Source organism: Haloplanus litoreus (genome assembly GCF_045690335.1).
Lineage (GTDB): Archaea > Halobacteriota > Halobacteria > Halobacteriales > Haloferacaceae > Haloplanus > Haloplanus litoreus.
Window position 1 is genome coordinate 83,756 of record NZ_CP147875.1, and the last position, 15,889, is coordinate 99,644.

Genomic DNA, 15,889 nt, shown 5'->3' on the forward strand with positions numbered 1-15,889 from the left:
TTCTCGGTACCCGTTGGCATTCGTCAGCCAGTCGTTGGTCGAATCGGGTGGCGTCAGAGTAGCCTCTGTGGCAGTCGTCGCCGTTTTTTTCGGGGGTGTTCGCACTTGTCGGCGATGTGGTGCTCGGAGTGTCTGCCGTCCGATTTATTGTGCTACACCCAGCTATCGCCACGATACCAGCGAGAGCGGTGCTGCGGAGGATTTGTCTGCGGGTTGGGGACCGTTGCATTGCAGTCCGCAAGTCGAGATATTGTCAAACCAACGCCGATGATGCTTCCCCAGTATTGGGAGTTCCCCCATACCCACATATGTCCGGGAGATGTAATTTCATCGTTCGGTGGCTCTGTTGGAATCCTCGGAGCCTGACAGAACTGCTGTGTTGAATAGATGCTGAGTTACGGTTACAGCGGTTCACGCAGCGATTCTATGTTGATGAGGGCAAACATCAAAACGATCTTATGGAACTGCCGATACCAGCCGAGCGCTCTCACGGCGTCGCCGGGAGCGCCCACTGCCACGCCGACCTGAGGGCGACGACGCCGAACGGGCCGCCGAACCCGGCGGCGACGGCCGCGACGGAGGGAGCGTAGTAGGCGAGACCAGCCACGACGGCGATGCCAAAAGCACCGACTGCGGCCGCCACCCCGACCACGCGTCGGTCGAGTGGGCCGAACGCCGTCGTCTCAACCGGAAGCTCGAACGCCTCGACGGCCCGGCCATACTCCCGGAGGTGCGCAACGCTGAGTTCGTACTCCCCCGCGGACGGCATGAGTGAGAACGTTCGGGTGTCGCAGGCGCGGTCAAGGAGCTCTCCCTCGCACAGCTCGGCGTCCCGGAGGTCATCGACGGGGATCGCCCACTGGACCGCCCCGGTGAGGTCGTCGTACGCGACTACCGCGTCGTCGCGGCGCTGGTACGCCAGCGTACCATGAGTGAGAGCGTACTCGACGGCCTTCAGCCCGCCGATGCCGGCCGGCAGGAGGCCGAAACAGACCACCGTGGCAGCGACCGACCCTATCGATCCGCCGGTGAGCCCGACCCACGCGAGGAGGTACGCCGGGCCGCTGCCGACTGCGGACTTCGCGCCCCGCCAGAGCGCGGCGCCGCGGACGGCGCGCCGGTCCGGACGGACCTCAGCCGTCGGCGACGCGTCCGGAGCCGCCACAGGCGGGAGCGTCCCCACCCCCTTGTCGGTGTAGGACGACTGCCCGACGCGGTAGCCCCGCCACTCCGCGAATAGCTTCACCGCGACGAACGCGACCAGCGCGCCGGCCGGGCCGCCGACGGTCGCGAACCAGAGCACCACCACGGCTACCCCGGCCTCGTTCTTCGCGCTTCCGATCACGTCCCGGGGGGTGCTCGTCTCGTGGCGCCGCTTCCGGAAGTACTCGCGGTTGATGACGCCGACGTGAGAGACGACCAGGGAGACGGCGCTGGCCGCCACAATCGGATCGGCGAGCGTCGCCGGCACGTCGATGAAACGGCTCAGTACGAAGAGGAACATCCCGACGAGTGCCACGGCACCCCCGAACGCTCGCAAGACGAACGGGAAGTTCCGGGGGTAGATCGGCGGGAGCGGGTCGACGACTGTGACGCTCCCACGCCGGCGGTTGAGGTCGCTCGGTCCGACGGAGACCCCGCCCCACTCGTCGGGCTTGAGCGGGTCACCCTCCCTGGGACGCTCCAGCTCGTCGTAGTTCGGCGGGCGGCGCGCGAACAATGCCTTCAATCCGGCGAACGGGACAGCGACGACCAGTTCCATCGCGTAGACGACCGCGAACGTCTGTGCGCTCCACCCGAGGTGGAACACGCCGACCAGCGGGACGACGTTCGCCGCGACTGCCACCAGAAACACGGCAGACGAATCGTTTGATGGTGGCTCCATCGATTCATCATCTATAAGTAATGAATAAAAGTTGTTGGTGTGGGGCCGACGCCCGTGTTTAATCACCATACGTCAGGGAGGTAGGGCACTAAATCAACGGAGTTGACGCGGACTGCTCAACTGAAACGGTAGCGCGGAGTCCCCTTCCTCAAGGAGCGACTATAGGGAGCGAGTAGGGAGGAGAGGAGCGCGTTCGAATAGGTCACAAACGTGAGTTTATAAGTAGCCATCTATTTACATTGAAACTGTGGCAGACGACTACGTGCGTCGGACCGCAATCACTCGTCTCGAAGTCACGGACGAACAACGCGACCTACTCGAAGAAACTATCACCGAGTGGAAGTGTGGTTGCCAACTCGCCACCGATCTGGCGTGGGGCAAGTGCAACGCCAAAAGTGACGTACAGCCCCTCGCCTACGACGACGTGCGCGAACATACCGACCTCGGTAGTCAGCACGCGATTCTCGCCACCCACCAAGCCGCACAAGCCATCACCGGCTGTCTCGAACGCCGCTCGAAAGGGAAGACAACCAGCAAGCCGACCTTCACCGCACCCACGGTGAAGTACGACACTCGCACCATGACGCTGTTCGATGACGATACGGTGTCGCTCTCCACCACGGAGAGTCGCATCCGGTGTCCGCTTGCCCTTCCCGACGCCGACGATGGCTACCAACGCCAGTACCTCGATTCCGACGACTGGAGCGTCACGGAAAGTACACTCACCGCCCGTGACGGCGACTACTTCTTACATATCGGCTTCCGCCGAGGGAAGAACGAGACCGAGCAGAACACCGCCGAGGACGGAACGGTTCTCGGGGTTGACCTCGGTATCGAAAACCTCGCCGTCACCAGCACCGCCTACTTCTTCAGTGGACGGGAGTTAACCCACGACCTCCGCGAGTTTGAGAAGGTGCGCGCCGGACTCCAACAGACCGGGACGAGAAGCGCCCACCAGACACTGGAACAGACGAGTGGTCGTGAGCTACGATACGTCCGTGATGTTCTCCACCGAGCGTCGAACGCGATAGTGAACGAAGCACTCCGGTACGAGTGTGACGTGATAGCGTTCGAGGACCTGACCAACATCCGCGACCGAACGGGTGCGTCGTGGGGGCACAAGTGGGCGTTTCGAACGCTGTACGAACAGGTGGAGTACAAAGCCGAATCGGAAGGAATCTCGGTGAAGCAGGTGGGTTCGGCGTACACGTCAAAACGGTGCGCTGAGTGTGGCTTTACAGCGGACGAGAATCGTCTGACTCGCGCTGATTTCTGCTGTCAGAAGTGTGAGTCGGCAGCGAACGCGGACTACAATGCGGCGAAGAACATCGGTATGCGGTATGTCCGTCGAGGCCAACAGTCGTCTCGGCGGACGGGCAACAGTCAACTTGCCCTAAAGTCTGGGGCCGTGACGCCCCTCGTGTTCAGATAAGGATTGAAAGGTGAGGCGTAGCGTTTTCTGAGTGTTCTATGCCCGAAAACGCTAGCCTCAACGGGTGTCTCGACCGAATCGAGTTAGGTTTTGTGGAACGAGAGGCAACACCTCGGCTGTTGATGAAGCTCAGTATTCAGCTCCATCTTGCCGGACTATCACTCTCGAATACTGTCTCTATTCTTGAGATATTTGGTGTTGAGCGGGCACGCTCCACTGTTCACAACTGGGTTCACAAGGCAGATCTACAGCCCGAAGAGGGTCGAAGCCCGGATCACGTTGCGGTTGATGAAACGGTGATCCGACTCAATGACGAGCGGTATTGGCTGTACGCTGCGGTTGATCCAGAGACGAACGAATTACTCCATACAAAGCTTGAGCCGACGAGAACTAACGTTATTGCTTACTCGTTCTTCCGTGAATTGCGCGAGAAACACAACGTTGACGACGCCGTGTTTCTCGTCGATGGCGCGACACCACTAAACGACGCGTGCCGTCGCCACGGCCTCGATTTCAGATATGAACGCCACGGAAATCGGAACAGCGTCGAACGTGTCTTTCGTGAAGTAAAACGCAGAACTACCAGTTTCTCGAATTGTTTTAGCAACGCCGAAGCAGAAACTGCAAACGAGTGGCTTCGATCGTTCGCCTTCGCATGGAATCAACTAATCTGAACAGGACCGTGACGCCGAACGGCGGATTCACCGCCTACCCGGAAGGGTCAGAGGCCGAGTCCATGGACAAGCCCCACTCTCGACGAGCGAACCCGTCAGGGTGAGCGAAGTAGGGTGGGGTAGTTGACTAGAGTCAGCACCGACCATCTCGAAGTGCCTCCGACCAATCAGACAGGGATCTGTTGTGAACGGAAGCACCTCACGTGTCTAGCGGATCGATAAGAGTTCGCAACGATTAGGCGGTGCCCCTTCGAACGCGAGGACATCATGCCCTCCACGACGGACGATGTCGCCATCCAGGCGACTGATCTCACAAAAACGTATGGTTCCGAGGTCGCCCTCGATGGCGTCTCGCTCTCGATTCCGACGGGAACAGTCTATGGATTTCTCGGGCCGAACGGTGCGGGAAAGACCACCACGATGCGACTGTTGACTGGATTGTCCCGTCCGACATCTGGAACAGTCAGCATCCGTGGTGTCTCCGTCGACGACCGACGGGACATCGCGACGCTCGTCGGGTATCTCCCCGAAACCCCGCCGCTGTACGAGGAGTTCAGCGCTCGCGAACAGCTCGAGTACGTCGCCGATCTGCGGGACATTCCACGGTCCACCGCCGGCGAGCGAATCACCGAATATCTCGACCAGTTCGAATTGGTCGACGATGCCGACCGGCGCATCAGCGGCTACTCGAAAGGGATGAAGCAGAAAACGGCGTTCATCCAGAGCGTGCTCCACGAGCCTGACGTCCTGTTCTTGGACGAGCCGACGTCGGGACTCGATCCGCGTGCAGCCCGCCGAATTCGTGACTCGATCACCGAGTTCGCTGACGACGGAACGACCGTCTTCCTTTCGACGCACATCCTTCCGGTCGTCGAGGCAGTCGCCGACGAGGTCGGTGTCCTCTTCGATGGACACCTCGTCGCCGAGGGGACGCCTGCGGAGTTGCAATCCCGTGCAGAGACCGGTAAGGGTGGAACACTGGAAGATGCGTTCCTCGCTGTGACCAGCGAGAGTACCACGGAGACGGTGTCGGAGACAGAATGAGCGTCCGATCTGATCTTCGCCATGGAGCGCGTATCGGACGCGCCGAGTTCCTTCGGAGCGTTCGACGACAGCTCAAAAACAAGCGCCGATTGCTCGGGCTGGGCTTTGCAGTCCTCTTTTTCGGCGGCAATCTCCTCTTCATCCTCCCGACGGCGTACATCCTCGGGCAGACCGCACGATCCATCACGACAATTCCGTATCTCGCACCCGCTGCAACGGTATTACCCGCTGGTATTCTCGTACTTGCAATCTTTCGAACGTTGGAACGGATCGGTAGCAGCGACTCGGAAGACCTGTTGTTGACGACAGTGCACCCTCGAGCCGTCGTCGTAGGACTCATCACAGCGGAGATCGGTCGCGTGACGGTATGGTTCGGTCTTCCCCTGGGAGCAGTGTTCCTCACGTTCGCGCTCGGGCTCGGTTCACCCTGGCTTCCTCTCGCGGTTAGCTTCGTTCTGCTCCCGATCGTTTGTTGGGCAGCCGTCTGGGGCTACGCCAGTGGACTGGCTCTCCTGCGCGTGTTCCGACACCTCCCCACCGTTCACCGCACCCTGAAGGTGGGAGGTGTCGTCGCAATGCTCGGCCTGGTCGTCGCATCCCAGTTCGTCGGTCGATACGTCGTCGAGGAAGGCGTCTCGATACGCGCAATTCTCGAGATACTCACGTTCGCGCCACTGACAGACTACGTTGCGCTGGCATTCGTCGGGACACGACTCGAACAGCCGACGTCAATGGCAGCAGTCGGCGTCCTCGGCGTACTGCTCGCAACGACGCCGCTCGGACTCTCACTCGCGACTCGACAGGCATCGACGCTGTGGTTCACCGACAGGCCAATTTCTAGTGCGTCGAAAGCAGAGACGACATCCGCTGGCGGATTCCAAGCACCACGACCGTTCGCGTGGCGAAAGTCAGGGCGTATCGCATGGGGGATTCTGATCCGCGGTGTTCGGAACCCCGGAGAACTCGGTCATCTCGTGATGATTCTGTTTTTCATCGGACCGCTGGGCACGACGGTCGTCCAGTCGTCAGGCGACGCACTCGGACCGCTCGTTGCCGGAACAGGTGTGGGGATTGGGACGTATCTCGCGGGCGCGACCTTCGGACTGAATCCGCTCGGCGACGACCGGCCGCAGCTGCCACTCCTCTTGCTCACCACGACTGAGACCCGGACGGTGGTACGGGGACGCGTTGTCGCTGGCCTCGCCATCGGAATTCCGGTTGCGATGCTCGTTTCTCTCGCTTCTATACTACTCGGAACGGCGCTAAAGTATGCGATCGCGTTTGCTGTCGTCGGTGTCGGGATGTGTCTCGCAGCAGCGCTGTTTGCCGTCGGGATCGGAGCCGTGTACCCGATCTACGAAGAGCGCGAATTCTGGGGGACCGAGACAGTCGTCCCCTCAACTCTCGTAATGATCGGATACATGTTTATCGTGGGCGGCGGCACCATCATCGGATTGATTACAACATGGTACACTCTCACCGGGCACGTCACCGTAACACCCGTACTGGGCATCGGCGTGGGTGTGTATCTCCTGCTGACGATGGGGATGTCGTATGGCTCATATCGGTATGCTCTGCGGCGATATCGTCGATACACCGTTGATTAAGCAATTGTATCATTTAATAGAAGATTCAATAGAGAAATTGGAGAAGGCCAGATTCCCCGTCTAAGTCTTACTATCTATTCCTAGTAAATGCTCCTAGTATTGAATAGGAGTCCTGGAGCACTTTCTGAGTCGGGGAATTGGGCGACACTTCACTACGGGAAGCGCGACGGAACCGTCCAGATGTTCGCCGTCTACAATCGGGAGCACCATCGGTTCGAAGACGCCGCACTAGCCTGGGAGGAGCAGGATTTCCTCGAGAATCGCCGAGTTGTTGGCCGGTGATTGCTCGCTTCAGGAAGCCGTCGACTGCACCGTCGTCGAGGAGGCTAAGCGCTACACGGTTGCGCAGTGGGCTGCAATCAGAGGGGTCACCGAGGACGCCGTTCGCTCGAACATCAACTCGGCTCGCGAGAAGTTGCTTGCCGAAGAAGATCGCGAATTGAGTGAAGAATCGCCCAGGAGCGGATGGGAGGGCGTGTGCGTGGACTCCCGACGACACCAGCTGTTGCTGATCGGCGTCATCGGTCCATTCGAAGTTTTTAGCGATCGGTTATTCGCGGAACCCGAGTAACCGAAGGCCGTTCAGGGAAACAAGGACCGTCGAGCCCTCGTGGCCGATCACGGCCAGCGGCAGGGGGATACCGCGTAACAGAATCGTGCCAACCATCAGCGCGATCGCACCGAACGCGATTGCGAGGTTAACTGTCAGCGTCCGGCGCGTTCTGCGACCGAGCCCGAGCACGTAGGGGATCTTCCCGATGTCGTCGCCCATCAACACGACGTCAGCCGTCTCGAGCGCTACATCGGTACCAGCCCCACCCATTGCGATACCGAGTGTTGCCGTCGCCAGCGCCGGAGCGTCGTTCACCCCGTCACCCACCATCGCCACGTTCTCGTATCGCTTGACCAGCTCTTCGATGGTCGCCACCTTCTCTTCCGGCAGCAGTTCCGCTTGCACCTCGTCGATACCGACTTCGTCCGCGATCTGCTGGGCGACGCGCTCGTTGTCGCCGGTCAACATGACGATGTGCTCCACGCCGAGCGACCGGAGGTCCTCGATCATTTCTGCAGCCCCGGGGCGGACCGTGTCGGTGAACGCCAGCCATCCCAGTACCGTGACGTCGTTGCCGTGCTCGCGGGCGACGAGGACGCTCGTCTTCCCCTCCGCCTCCAGGGTCTGAAGCCGATCGAGACCAGGTTCGAGCCCCTCGATCGCAGCGTCTTCGAGAACCGTCTCGACGTAACTTCGATTCCCGATGTGGATGGTTCCGTCGTCGACATCGGCGCGAACGCCTTTCCCGGCCTCCGACTGAAACCGTCGCGCGTCGGGAACGTCAAGAGCGCGGTCTTCGGCTTCCGAGACGGTCGCACGAGCCAAGTGATGCTCCGAGCGGGCCTGTACGGCGGCCGCGAGCGAGAGCAGTTCGTCCGGCGTCAGTGACTCGTCCGCGAGGCCGTCACGGACGAACACGTCCGTCAGCTGTGTCTCACCTCGCGTGAGCGTACCGGTCTTGTCGAACGCGACCGCGTCGATGTTCGCCGCCGCCTCGACGTGCTCGCCGCCCTTGAACAGGACGCCCTGCCTGCCGCCGGAGGCGATCGCCGACAGCACCGCCGCCGGCGTGGAGATGATGACCGCACACGGCGACGCGGCGACCATCAGGGTCATCGCGCGGTAGAACGTACTGGTGAACTCACTCCCGAGTGCGAGCGGAATCGCGATGGCCGCTATCGTGAGGACGAACACGCCGATGACGTACGGTTGTTCGAGGCGGTCGATGAGCCGCTGTGTCGGGGCCTTCTCACTTTGGGCGCGTTCGACCATGTGGATGAGGCGACTGATCGCCGATTCGTGGGCTTGCCGCGTGACTTCGATTTCGAGGCTACCACTCTCGTTGATCGTTCCACCGAACACCTCGTCCTCGGGTTCCTTCGGCACGGGCACTGACTCGCCGGTGAGCGACGCCTGATCGACCGTCCCCTCGCCGGACGTGACGACGCCGTCGAGCGGGATTCTGTCGCCGGGACGAACGACGAACACGTCACCGACGGCGACATCGTCGATGGGAACGGTGACTTCCTCGCCGTCGCGTAGCACCTGGGCTTCGTCCGGTCGCATCTCGACGAGGGACTTGATCGCCCGGCGTGAACGGCCGATCGCGTAGTGCTGGAGCGTGTTCGACAGCGAGAACAGGAACAACAGCATCGCGCCCTCGAACGGTGCGCCGATCGAGAGCGCGCCGAGCGCGGCGACGATCATCAGGAGGTCGATGTCGACTGCACGGTGGCGCAGCGTCCCGATGGCCCCCTTGAGCCCGTACCAACCGCCGAAGACGTATGCGACGGCGTAGCCGGCCCACCTGAGCAGTTGTGGTCCCTCGAGGTACCCGGTCACGAGACCGGTCACCATCCCGAGCAGCGTCAAGCCGACGAACACTGCCTCCCGCCTGAGTTCCGAGCGGGTACTCACGTCATCCGCTGCCGTATCGGTGTCGTCCTGGATCGAGACGTTACGGTCGCGGACTGCGTCTCGAATCGTTTCTTCCGAGGTGACGCTCCCGTCGTAGGTGATCCGCGCGCTCCCCGTTCGAAACGAGACGTCGACGTCGTGGACGCCGGAGAGACGCTGCAGGTGTCGTTCGAGTGCCCGCGCTCCCGCTTCACCACGACCACCCCGCCGTTCAATTCGAACAGAACACGTCGAGAGAGACGGAGATTCAGTAACGGCCACGTTCTCGGTACCTATGGTTTGTGTTGATTTCACGTTTTAGATACTCCAGCAAGCATTCGTCGGACTACATAGATCGACCCACAGCACCCTCAGAACGCTCTTGGGTGGCAGCCCATTAATAGAAGAGATCATCCAATAATCGTCACCGGGATCTGTGCCCGGCGGGTAACTGTTTCGGCGACACTTCCGAGGAGCGTCCGGTCGATTCCTGACCGTCCGTGGCTACCCAGAACGATCTGGTCGATCCCGTGATCGCTGGCATATTCGAGGATCGTACGCGCCGGCCGACCGACTTCTGTGACAGTCTGGAGGTCAATTCCGTGCTCTGCCGCGAGCTTCGTAGCCGTCGTATGAATGTTGGTGGCGCGTTCTTGGGCGTTGTCATACCAATCCTCAGCGACTGGCAAGCCACCAGCCTCCACGTCGATTACCGAGTCGACCGGATTGATGACGTACAGTGTGGTGATGGTTGCGTCCGGGAAGTTCTCAAGAGCGTAGGTGAGCGCACGCTCGGCAAGCGGCGAGCCGTCGAAGGCGACGAGAACGGTGTCGGGCATACGAATGGATTTGAGACGAGTTGAGAAGAGTCTAGTGCCGGGAACACGGCGGCCGGGAGTACCGTTAACTACGATGTGGCCACAAAAGTTGGTGTGTCTAGTATCAGCACGTGGATCGATCAGCATCGCCTCCTGAGTTTCGTTGTAATCGCGTACGCTTTCACTTGGACGATCCAGGGCGCGCTCGCGTATTCGGGCATGGAAGCCTCCTGGACGCACTCGATCCTGATCGGATTCGGCGGGTTCGGTCCACCAATTGGTGCCGCAGTCGTCATCTGGGCCTCCGGTGGGAGCCTCCGAACCTGGGTCGGACAGATGTTCAAATGGCGAATCGGTGTGAAATGGTGGGCGCTCGCGATTGGACTCCCGTTCATCATCCTCTCACTCGGCGTCTTGCTGTTCGTCGTAGGCGGAGGTCCGATTGACCTCACCGAGTTCGAATCACCGTTCATCTATCTGTTCGCGATGACGTGGGGGACCGTCTGGGGTGGCGGCCAGGAGGATCTCGGCTGGCGTGGCTTCATGCTGCCCATACTCCAGAACTCCTACAGCGCGCTGACCTCGAGTGCGATCGTGGGCGTCACGTGGGCCGCCTGGCACGTCCCGCTGTTCCTGAACGCCACGACCACCCACGGCGGCTGGCCGCTCTCCCAGCAACTCCTCTGGATGGTCTCCATCCTTGCAGGCTCGATTCTCTGGACGTGGATGTACAACAGCACCGGGGGGAGCGTCCTCGCCGTCGCGGTATTCCATGCGGGCGTCAATGCGATGGGAATCTTCCATCCCGCCGATCCAGAGGCGCTCATCCCGAACGGTGTGCCTGACCCCTGGCTGAACCTGCTCGCCGAAGTCACCGGAGCAGTTCCACTCGTGCTGATTGCGATCTTGCTGGTCTTCGTCTACGGCGCTGACCGCCTCGCGAACCGCGACCCACCAACTCCCCAAGACGCCGGCCTCCCACCGGAGACCGAGTCAGAAGACCTTGGGTGAGCACACCCACCAACAATGGACTCCTATTACGAGTTCGCAGTTGCTCCAGTTCGAACCAACACCTCCGTCGCGCCGTGACTGGGCTGGAAGTTCGGGGCCGACTAGAATTTATTGAGTGCCGCAGCGAAGGAGTGTGCAGAGGTGTGAGAACACGTGAGTTCCTTTCTGATACTCTACGGGACGGGCGAAGGCCAAACGGCGAAGATCGCAGAGCGGATCGCGACCACAGTCAGCGAGCGCGGCCACGAGGTGAGCGCGATAGACGTGCATGACCGACCGGACCCGTTCACACTGGAAGAGTACGATGCTGTCGTCGTGGGCGCGTCGATCCACGTCGGCAAACATCAGGACGAGGTCCGTGACTTCGTCACCGAGAATCGGGGCGCCCTATCGGGGATGCCGACTGCGTTCTTCCAGGTGTCGCTGTCCTCGGCAAACGAGGAGAAGCGCGAAGAGGCTGCGGGATACGTCGAATCGTTCGTCACGGAAACCGGATGGCATCCGGATCGAATCGGGCAATTCGGCGGCGCGCTTCGGTTCTCCGAGTACGGGTTTCTCAAACGCCTGATGATGAAGCAAATCGCTAAAGACCTACTCGCCGAGGAGCGGAAATCGACGGGTGATATCGAGTTCACCGACTGGGACGCTGTCGACGCCTTCGCAGCGGATGTCGCCGCGTTCGTCGAAGGCCGTCTCGGCGTTGTCACGGACACCACTGAGGATCCGGCGGCATGACAGCCTCGCAACCGCCCCGACGACTCACTCGGCCCTATCTTGCTGCGTCGACGCTTACCCTCCTGCTCGCGGTTATGGGGACTAGCGTTGGCCTATTCGTTCCCGAGTTCTACCGAGACGCCGAGGTTCTCCTCCCACAGTTGTACGGACAGGACCTGCTGACGCTCGGCATCGCCGTCCCTACACTTGCCGGCGCCCTCTATTACGCGCACCAGGGGTCACTACGGGGCTATGTCGTTTGGCTCGGTGTCACCGGCTACCTTCTCTATACGTACGCTTCGTATGCATTACTCACAGCGTTCAACGAGCTTTATCTTGTCTACGTCGCGCTGTTCGGACTGACGTTGTTCACGCTCATCGGCGGGATCGCTCGCATCGATCCGACAGACTTGGAAGAGGCATTCGACGATCACCCGGTTCGTGGCTACGTCGCGTTCCAGCTTCTCGTCGCCGGCCTCGTGGCACTGATGTGGCTCGCCGAGGTCGGTCCGGCGAGCCTCACCGGAACCAGACCCCCAAGCATCGCCGAAACGACGCTCCCGGTTCCCGTTATCCAGTCACTTGATCTCGGCGTCGTCGTCCCGTCGTTCGCCCTCTCGGCGGCTTTTCTCTGGAAGCGACGAGCGTGGGGATACGTCTTTACCGGCGTCCTCCTGGTGAAGGGTACCACCCTCGGCCTCGCAGTCCTCGCCATGATTGTATTCATGCTCCAGAACGGCCAATCCGTCCCGCTTCCTCAGATCGTATCGTTCGCTCTCCTGAGTCTCGCTGGTCTCACCCTTGTGGCCCGTTTCATCCGAGCCATCCCTTCTAGTGCTTCTATAACCCATCCTCCCACCGGAGGTAGTACACAAACAGACTGACCAGAGAACAGACCGACCCAACGCCGACCACAGAGCGAGTGATTACCGCGTGAGAAAAACTCGGGGGATGACGGTTAATTCTGCTCCGACGTGACAAGGCAAAGCTTCAACACGTTCGAAGCGGGTCCCTCCCCTGCAATCTACGTGGACGGCCGGCAGGGATGGGCCCAGATCGATGGCCATCTCCACGCCGGAATGGGGCGATACGACGGTCCATCTCGGTGAGAATCCACAACACTGGCGCGTGAGCGACGACAGTGAAACTACTTTTTTCGTTGCACTGAGATTCAGCATCGTATGTCTCCAACCGAGCATGCCTCCTCCTCCTTCGCAAAGCCGTTCGGCGTGACGCTGCTAGCCGGTACGCCTGGAATCGTCGCCCTCAGTGGGTACATCTATCTCACGACGCCGACGACGGCCATCCCGACCGGTCTATCGCTTCCACTCTTCGCTGTGTCTGCCGGGGTCAACTCACTTCTTCTGCTCGCCGTCGCGTGTCTAATCGGTACGTACACGGCTCCGCGAGTAGAGCTGCCATCGTACCTTATTGACTGGGCAAGGACAGGCGACGACGTCTGGCGACGCCTCCGGCCCGAGATTCGACTTGCCGTCGGCCTCGGCGTTATCGGGGGACTACTGATTCTACTTCTCGATGTCGCGCTGGCACCGTTCATCGCTCAGAACCTGCCCCAGTCAGCGATCGGGGCGACCGACGCGACTGTGGTGAGCGTCCTCGCGTATGCACCGGTCAGGTTCCTCTATGGTGGCATCACGGAGGAGCTACTGCTCCGCTACGGACTCATGTCGGCGCTCACATTCATCGGCTGGGTGCTCACCGGCCGTCGGTCGGACGGCCCCGGATCGGGAGTCATGTGGGTCGCGATCGTCATCTCTGCAGTGCTGTTCGGGATCGGCCATCTCCCGGCGCTCGCACAGTCCGTCGGCCTAACCCCAGCACTCGTCGCCCGGACAATTCTTCTGAACGCGATCGCAGGCGTCCTCTTTGGGTGGCTGTACTGGCAACGGAGCCTCGAAGCGGCGATGGTGGCCCACGCCGCCTTCCACGTCCCCTTGGTAGCACTCTCGCTCGTACAAGTCGCGCTACCCTGACTGTAGTGAATCCCGCCCCTCCACCTATCACGGTGGCCCCAATTTATCAGAGGTGCAGTCTCACGACATATCAAGAACATCGGAATGGAGCTGAGAGCATACATCCGAGAACAACGGTGGACGACAGTAGCCGGCTACGGCCTCTTCGTCGCGCTGATGGTCGCCGGTTACTACTACAACATCACGTTCGTCCAGCTCGGACTCATCGACCTCGGGACACGCCTCGTTGGGCTGTCCGAGACGGCCGTCTCGATGTGGATGGCGGCGCTCGCGCTCGTGACGCTCGCCGTCGCCATCGCGACCGGTATGACGATGGACCGCCGCGGGTGGAGCACGGACCTCCGCACGAAACTCCGACTCCTGCTCGGCGTGGTCTGCCTCCAGTTCGCACTCACGCTCGTTGCCCCGATGGTTCGGACCGCTCTCGCCTTCGGTGCATGGATAATCCTGGCGTCGATTGGGCTCGGTATCGGATTTCCAGTCTCGTTCTCACTCGCAATCGATCTCATTCCCGTTCCGGACCGGGGCTACGTCGCCGCGGCGATCACGGCCATCGCGTACTTCCTGGCGAACGCAATTCCTCTCTCTTGGTCGGTCGACGTCTTCAGTCAGCTGATGGTCGCCGCGATGGCGCCGGGCCTTCTCGTGCTCGGCATCCTGTCGTTCGCAAGCTTCGACCGTCTCGATGCGATCCTCGACGCCCTCGGGGCGCAACACGAGACGTACGGCACTGGACGATTCTGTCACGGGGATCCTGTTCGTACGTGGAGTCTGGCATTCGCCGTCCCGGTCGTCCTGATGTTCGGTGTGTTCTTCATCGACAGCCTCGGATTCCTTCGGATCATCGACACGCCGTCGCTCCTCCTGAGCTCCTGGCAGTCGCCGGAGTTCTCGACGCGCCTGTTCATCGCCGTCGCACACGTGGTCGGTGCTGTGATTGCCGGCGTCATCTACTCGAACTACTCGCTCTCGCGTATCTTCCTCTGGACGTTCGCACTGTTCGCGCTCACACACGTCATGTACACGTCCGACCTCCGTTTCGCAGAGTTGTTCCCGTCCATAGCCGGCGACGAAACGTCCCCCCTGAACCCCGCCCTGTACGCGGTGGCAGTGAGCTTCTACACGACGCTGAACTTCGCGCTCTGGCCCGACCTCTCGACGTCGGAGACGATCGGCACTCACTCCGCGATCGGGATCGGCGTCGCCGGGTGGCTCGCCACGTTCTCGAGTACCGCGCTCGCGCTGTACTTCCAGGCGGCCGACCTCACGCTCCTCTCGCACCTGAACGTGGTACAGGCGCTCTCCCTGCTCCTCTTGTTCGGGCTCGCGGTCGGCCTGTACGCTAGACGGATGGTTGAACTCGCTCGCGAAAAACGAGGTACGAGTGCATGAGTCCGACGGAGGCCATCCCACTCCTCATCGTCGTCCTTCTCATGATCTCTATCGGGGGCGGCGACGTCCAGGAGATGTCCGTGACGTTTCAGGGCGCCACCGACATCGACTCACTCGCTGACGTCCACGTCGTCGCCGGCGGGACCACCACCGTCCCCAGTGACGCGACCGTCAAGGGCGACGTCTACGTAATCGGCGGGACCGCAGACATCAACGGCACCGTCGACGGCGACGTGACGCTCCTCAATGGGAACCTCTCGGTAAATGACGGCGCGACCGTGACCGGGACCCTCCAGACGTATTCAGGCTCCGCTGCGGTCAGCTCCGACGCGTCGGTCGGCCGCGTGTCGCAATTCGAGCCGCCAACCCCGTCGAGTTCGCCCGCTCAGCGGATCGGGGCGTTCCTCCTGCAGTTCCTCGTCCTCGGCGCGTTCGGGTGGTGGCTCGTCGAACGGCACCCACTCGTCATCGAGAACGTCGGCGCGGCGATCACCGAGCACGCGCTCGTCAGCGGCGTCGTCGGCAGCCTCGGCGCAACGACCCTCCTCGTGCTCTTCGTCTATATGGCGTTCACCCTCATCCTGCTCCCGCTCGCCATCGTCGGACTGTTCGCCGAGTTTCTGGTCATCCTCTACGGCCAGGCTGTATTCGGATACCTCATCGGGAGGCGCCTCCCGATCGAGCGCGACGGTGTCGCGACGCTCGCAGGAATAGCCGCGTTCCTGCTTGTCCTCGAGCTCGTCGGGCTCGTTCCCTACCTCGGCGGGATCGCACAACTAACCGTCGCAGTCGTCGGATTCGGTGCCGTCCTGAACACGTACTTCGGCCTCCAGCGATTCGAGCCCGTCACGATCCCGGGAGGTACCTGA

General features: G+C 61.3%; 13 protein-coding genes and 2 pseudogenes. 11 read left to right on the forward strand and 4 right to left on the reverse strand.

Annotated features, from left to right (window positions below):
* Positions 1–401: 401 nt before the first annotated feature.
* Together V8686_RS17090 and V8686_RS17095 are read right to left on the reverse strand one after the other, a co-directional pair.
* Positions 402–500, reverse strand: a pseudogene (locus V8686_RS17090) (IS5/IS1182 family transposase); the annotation flags it as partial.
* Entirely contained in the window at positions 488–1,885 is a 1,398-nt protein-coding gene (locus V8686_RS17095) for a DUF6498-containing protein (protein WP_340696350.1), read from the reverse strand. The gene V8686_RS17095 and the pseudogene V8686_RS17090, both read right to left, overlap by 13 nt.
* 247 nt (positions 1,886–2,132) lie before the next feature.
* On the opposite strand from V8686_RS17095, the gene V8686_RS17100 reads away from it, so the two are divergent.
* The 5 genes and pseudogenes from V8686_RS17100 to V8686_RS17120 all read left to right on the forward strand — a co-directional run bounded on the left by V8686_RS17100 (position 2,133) and on the right by V8686_RS17120 (position 6,642).
* Entirely contained in the window at positions 2,133–3,317 is a 1,185-nt protein-coding gene (locus V8686_RS17100; protein ID WP_340696351.1) for an RNA-guided endonuclease InsQ/TnpB family protein, read from the forward strand.
* Between the two features lie 38 nt (positions 3,318–3,355).
* On the forward strand, positions 3,356–3,991 hold the full coding sequence (locus tag V8686_RS17105) for an IS6 family transposase (RefSeq protein ID WP_340696259.1): 636 nt from the start codon (positions 3,356–3,358) through the stop codon (positions 3,989–3,991).
* Positions 3,992–3,993: 2 nt separating this feature from the next.
* Positions 3,994–4,095 (forward strand): annotated as a pseudogene (locus tag V8686_RS17110) (zinc ribbon domain-containing protein); the annotation flags it as partial.
* A gap of 163 nt (positions 4,096–4,258) precedes the next feature.
* Positions 4,259–5,035, forward strand: coding sequence for an ABC transporter ATP-binding protein (locus V8686_RS17115; RefSeq protein ID WP_340696352.1), 777 nt, complete (start codon positions 4,259–4,261; stop codon positions 5,033–5,035).
* Positions 5,032–6,642, forward strand: a complete 1,611-nt coding sequence (locus V8686_RS17120; RefSeq protein WP_340696353.1) for a hypothetical protein — start codon at positions 5,032–5,034, stop codon at positions 6,640–6,642. The genes V8686_RS17115 and V8686_RS17120 overlap by 4 nt, the downstream gene beginning before the upstream one ends.
* Positions 6,643–7,192: 550 nt before the next feature.
* On the opposite strand, the gene V8686_RS17125 is transcribed toward V8686_RS17120, so the two are convergent.
* The gene (locus V8686_RS17125) at positions 7,193–9,373 is read right to left on the reverse strand and encodes a heavy metal translocating P-type ATPase (protein ID WP_340696374.1); all 2,181 of its coding nucleotides are present in this window, start codon (positions 9,371–9,373) and stop codon (positions 7,193–7,195) included.
* Between the two features lie 128 nt (positions 9,374–9,501).
* Positions 9,502–9,930: a universal stress protein gene (locus V8686_RS17130; RefSeq protein ID WP_340696355.1), complete on the reverse strand. Its 429-nt coding sequence runs from the start codon at positions 9,928–9,930 to the stop codon at positions 9,502–9,504.
* A 93-nt stretch (positions 9,931–10,023) separates the two neighbouring features.
* Between V8686_RS17130 and V8686_RS17135 the strand changes: the two genes are divergently transcribed.
* From V8686_RS17135 to V8686_RS17160, 6 genes are all read left to right on the forward strand, one after another.
* The gene (locus V8686_RS17135) at positions 10,024–10,920 is read left to right on the forward strand and encodes a CPBP family intramembrane glutamic endopeptidase (RefSeq protein ID WP_379706904.1); all 897 of its coding nucleotides are present in this window, start codon (positions 10,024–10,026) and stop codon (positions 10,918–10,920) included.
* Between the two features lie 153 nt (positions 10,921–11,073).
* Positions 11,074–11,655, forward strand: coding sequence for a flavodoxin domain-containing protein (locus V8686_RS17140; RefSeq protein WP_340696357.1), 582 nt, complete (start codon positions 11,074–11,076; stop codon positions 11,653–11,655).
* The gene (locus V8686_RS17145; protein WP_340696358.1) at positions 11,652–12,518 is read left to right on the forward strand and encodes a hypothetical protein; all 867 of its coding nucleotides are present in this window, start codon (positions 11,652–11,654) and stop codon (positions 12,516–12,518) included. The genes V8686_RS17140 and V8686_RS17145 overlap by 4 nt, the downstream gene beginning before the upstream one ends.
* Positions 12,519–12,815: 297 nt before the next feature.
* A complete protein-coding gene (locus V8686_RS17150) occupies positions 12,816–13,628 on the forward strand; it encodes a CPBP family intramembrane glutamic endopeptidase (RefSeq protein ID WP_340696359.1) in 813 nt (270 codons plus the stop codon).
* 84 nt (positions 13,629–13,712) lie between these two features.
* Complete coding sequence (locus V8686_RS17155) at positions 13,713–15,020, forward strand: MFS transporter (RefSeq protein WP_340696360.1); 1,308 nt, start codon at positions 13,713–13,715, stop codon at positions 15,018–15,020.
* Complete coding sequence (locus tag V8686_RS17160) at positions 15,017–15,889, forward strand: polymer-forming cytoskeletal protein (RefSeq protein WP_340696361.1); 873 nt, start codon at positions 15,017–15,019, stop codon at positions 15,887–15,889. The genes V8686_RS17155 and V8686_RS17160 overlap by 4 nt, the downstream gene beginning before the upstream one ends.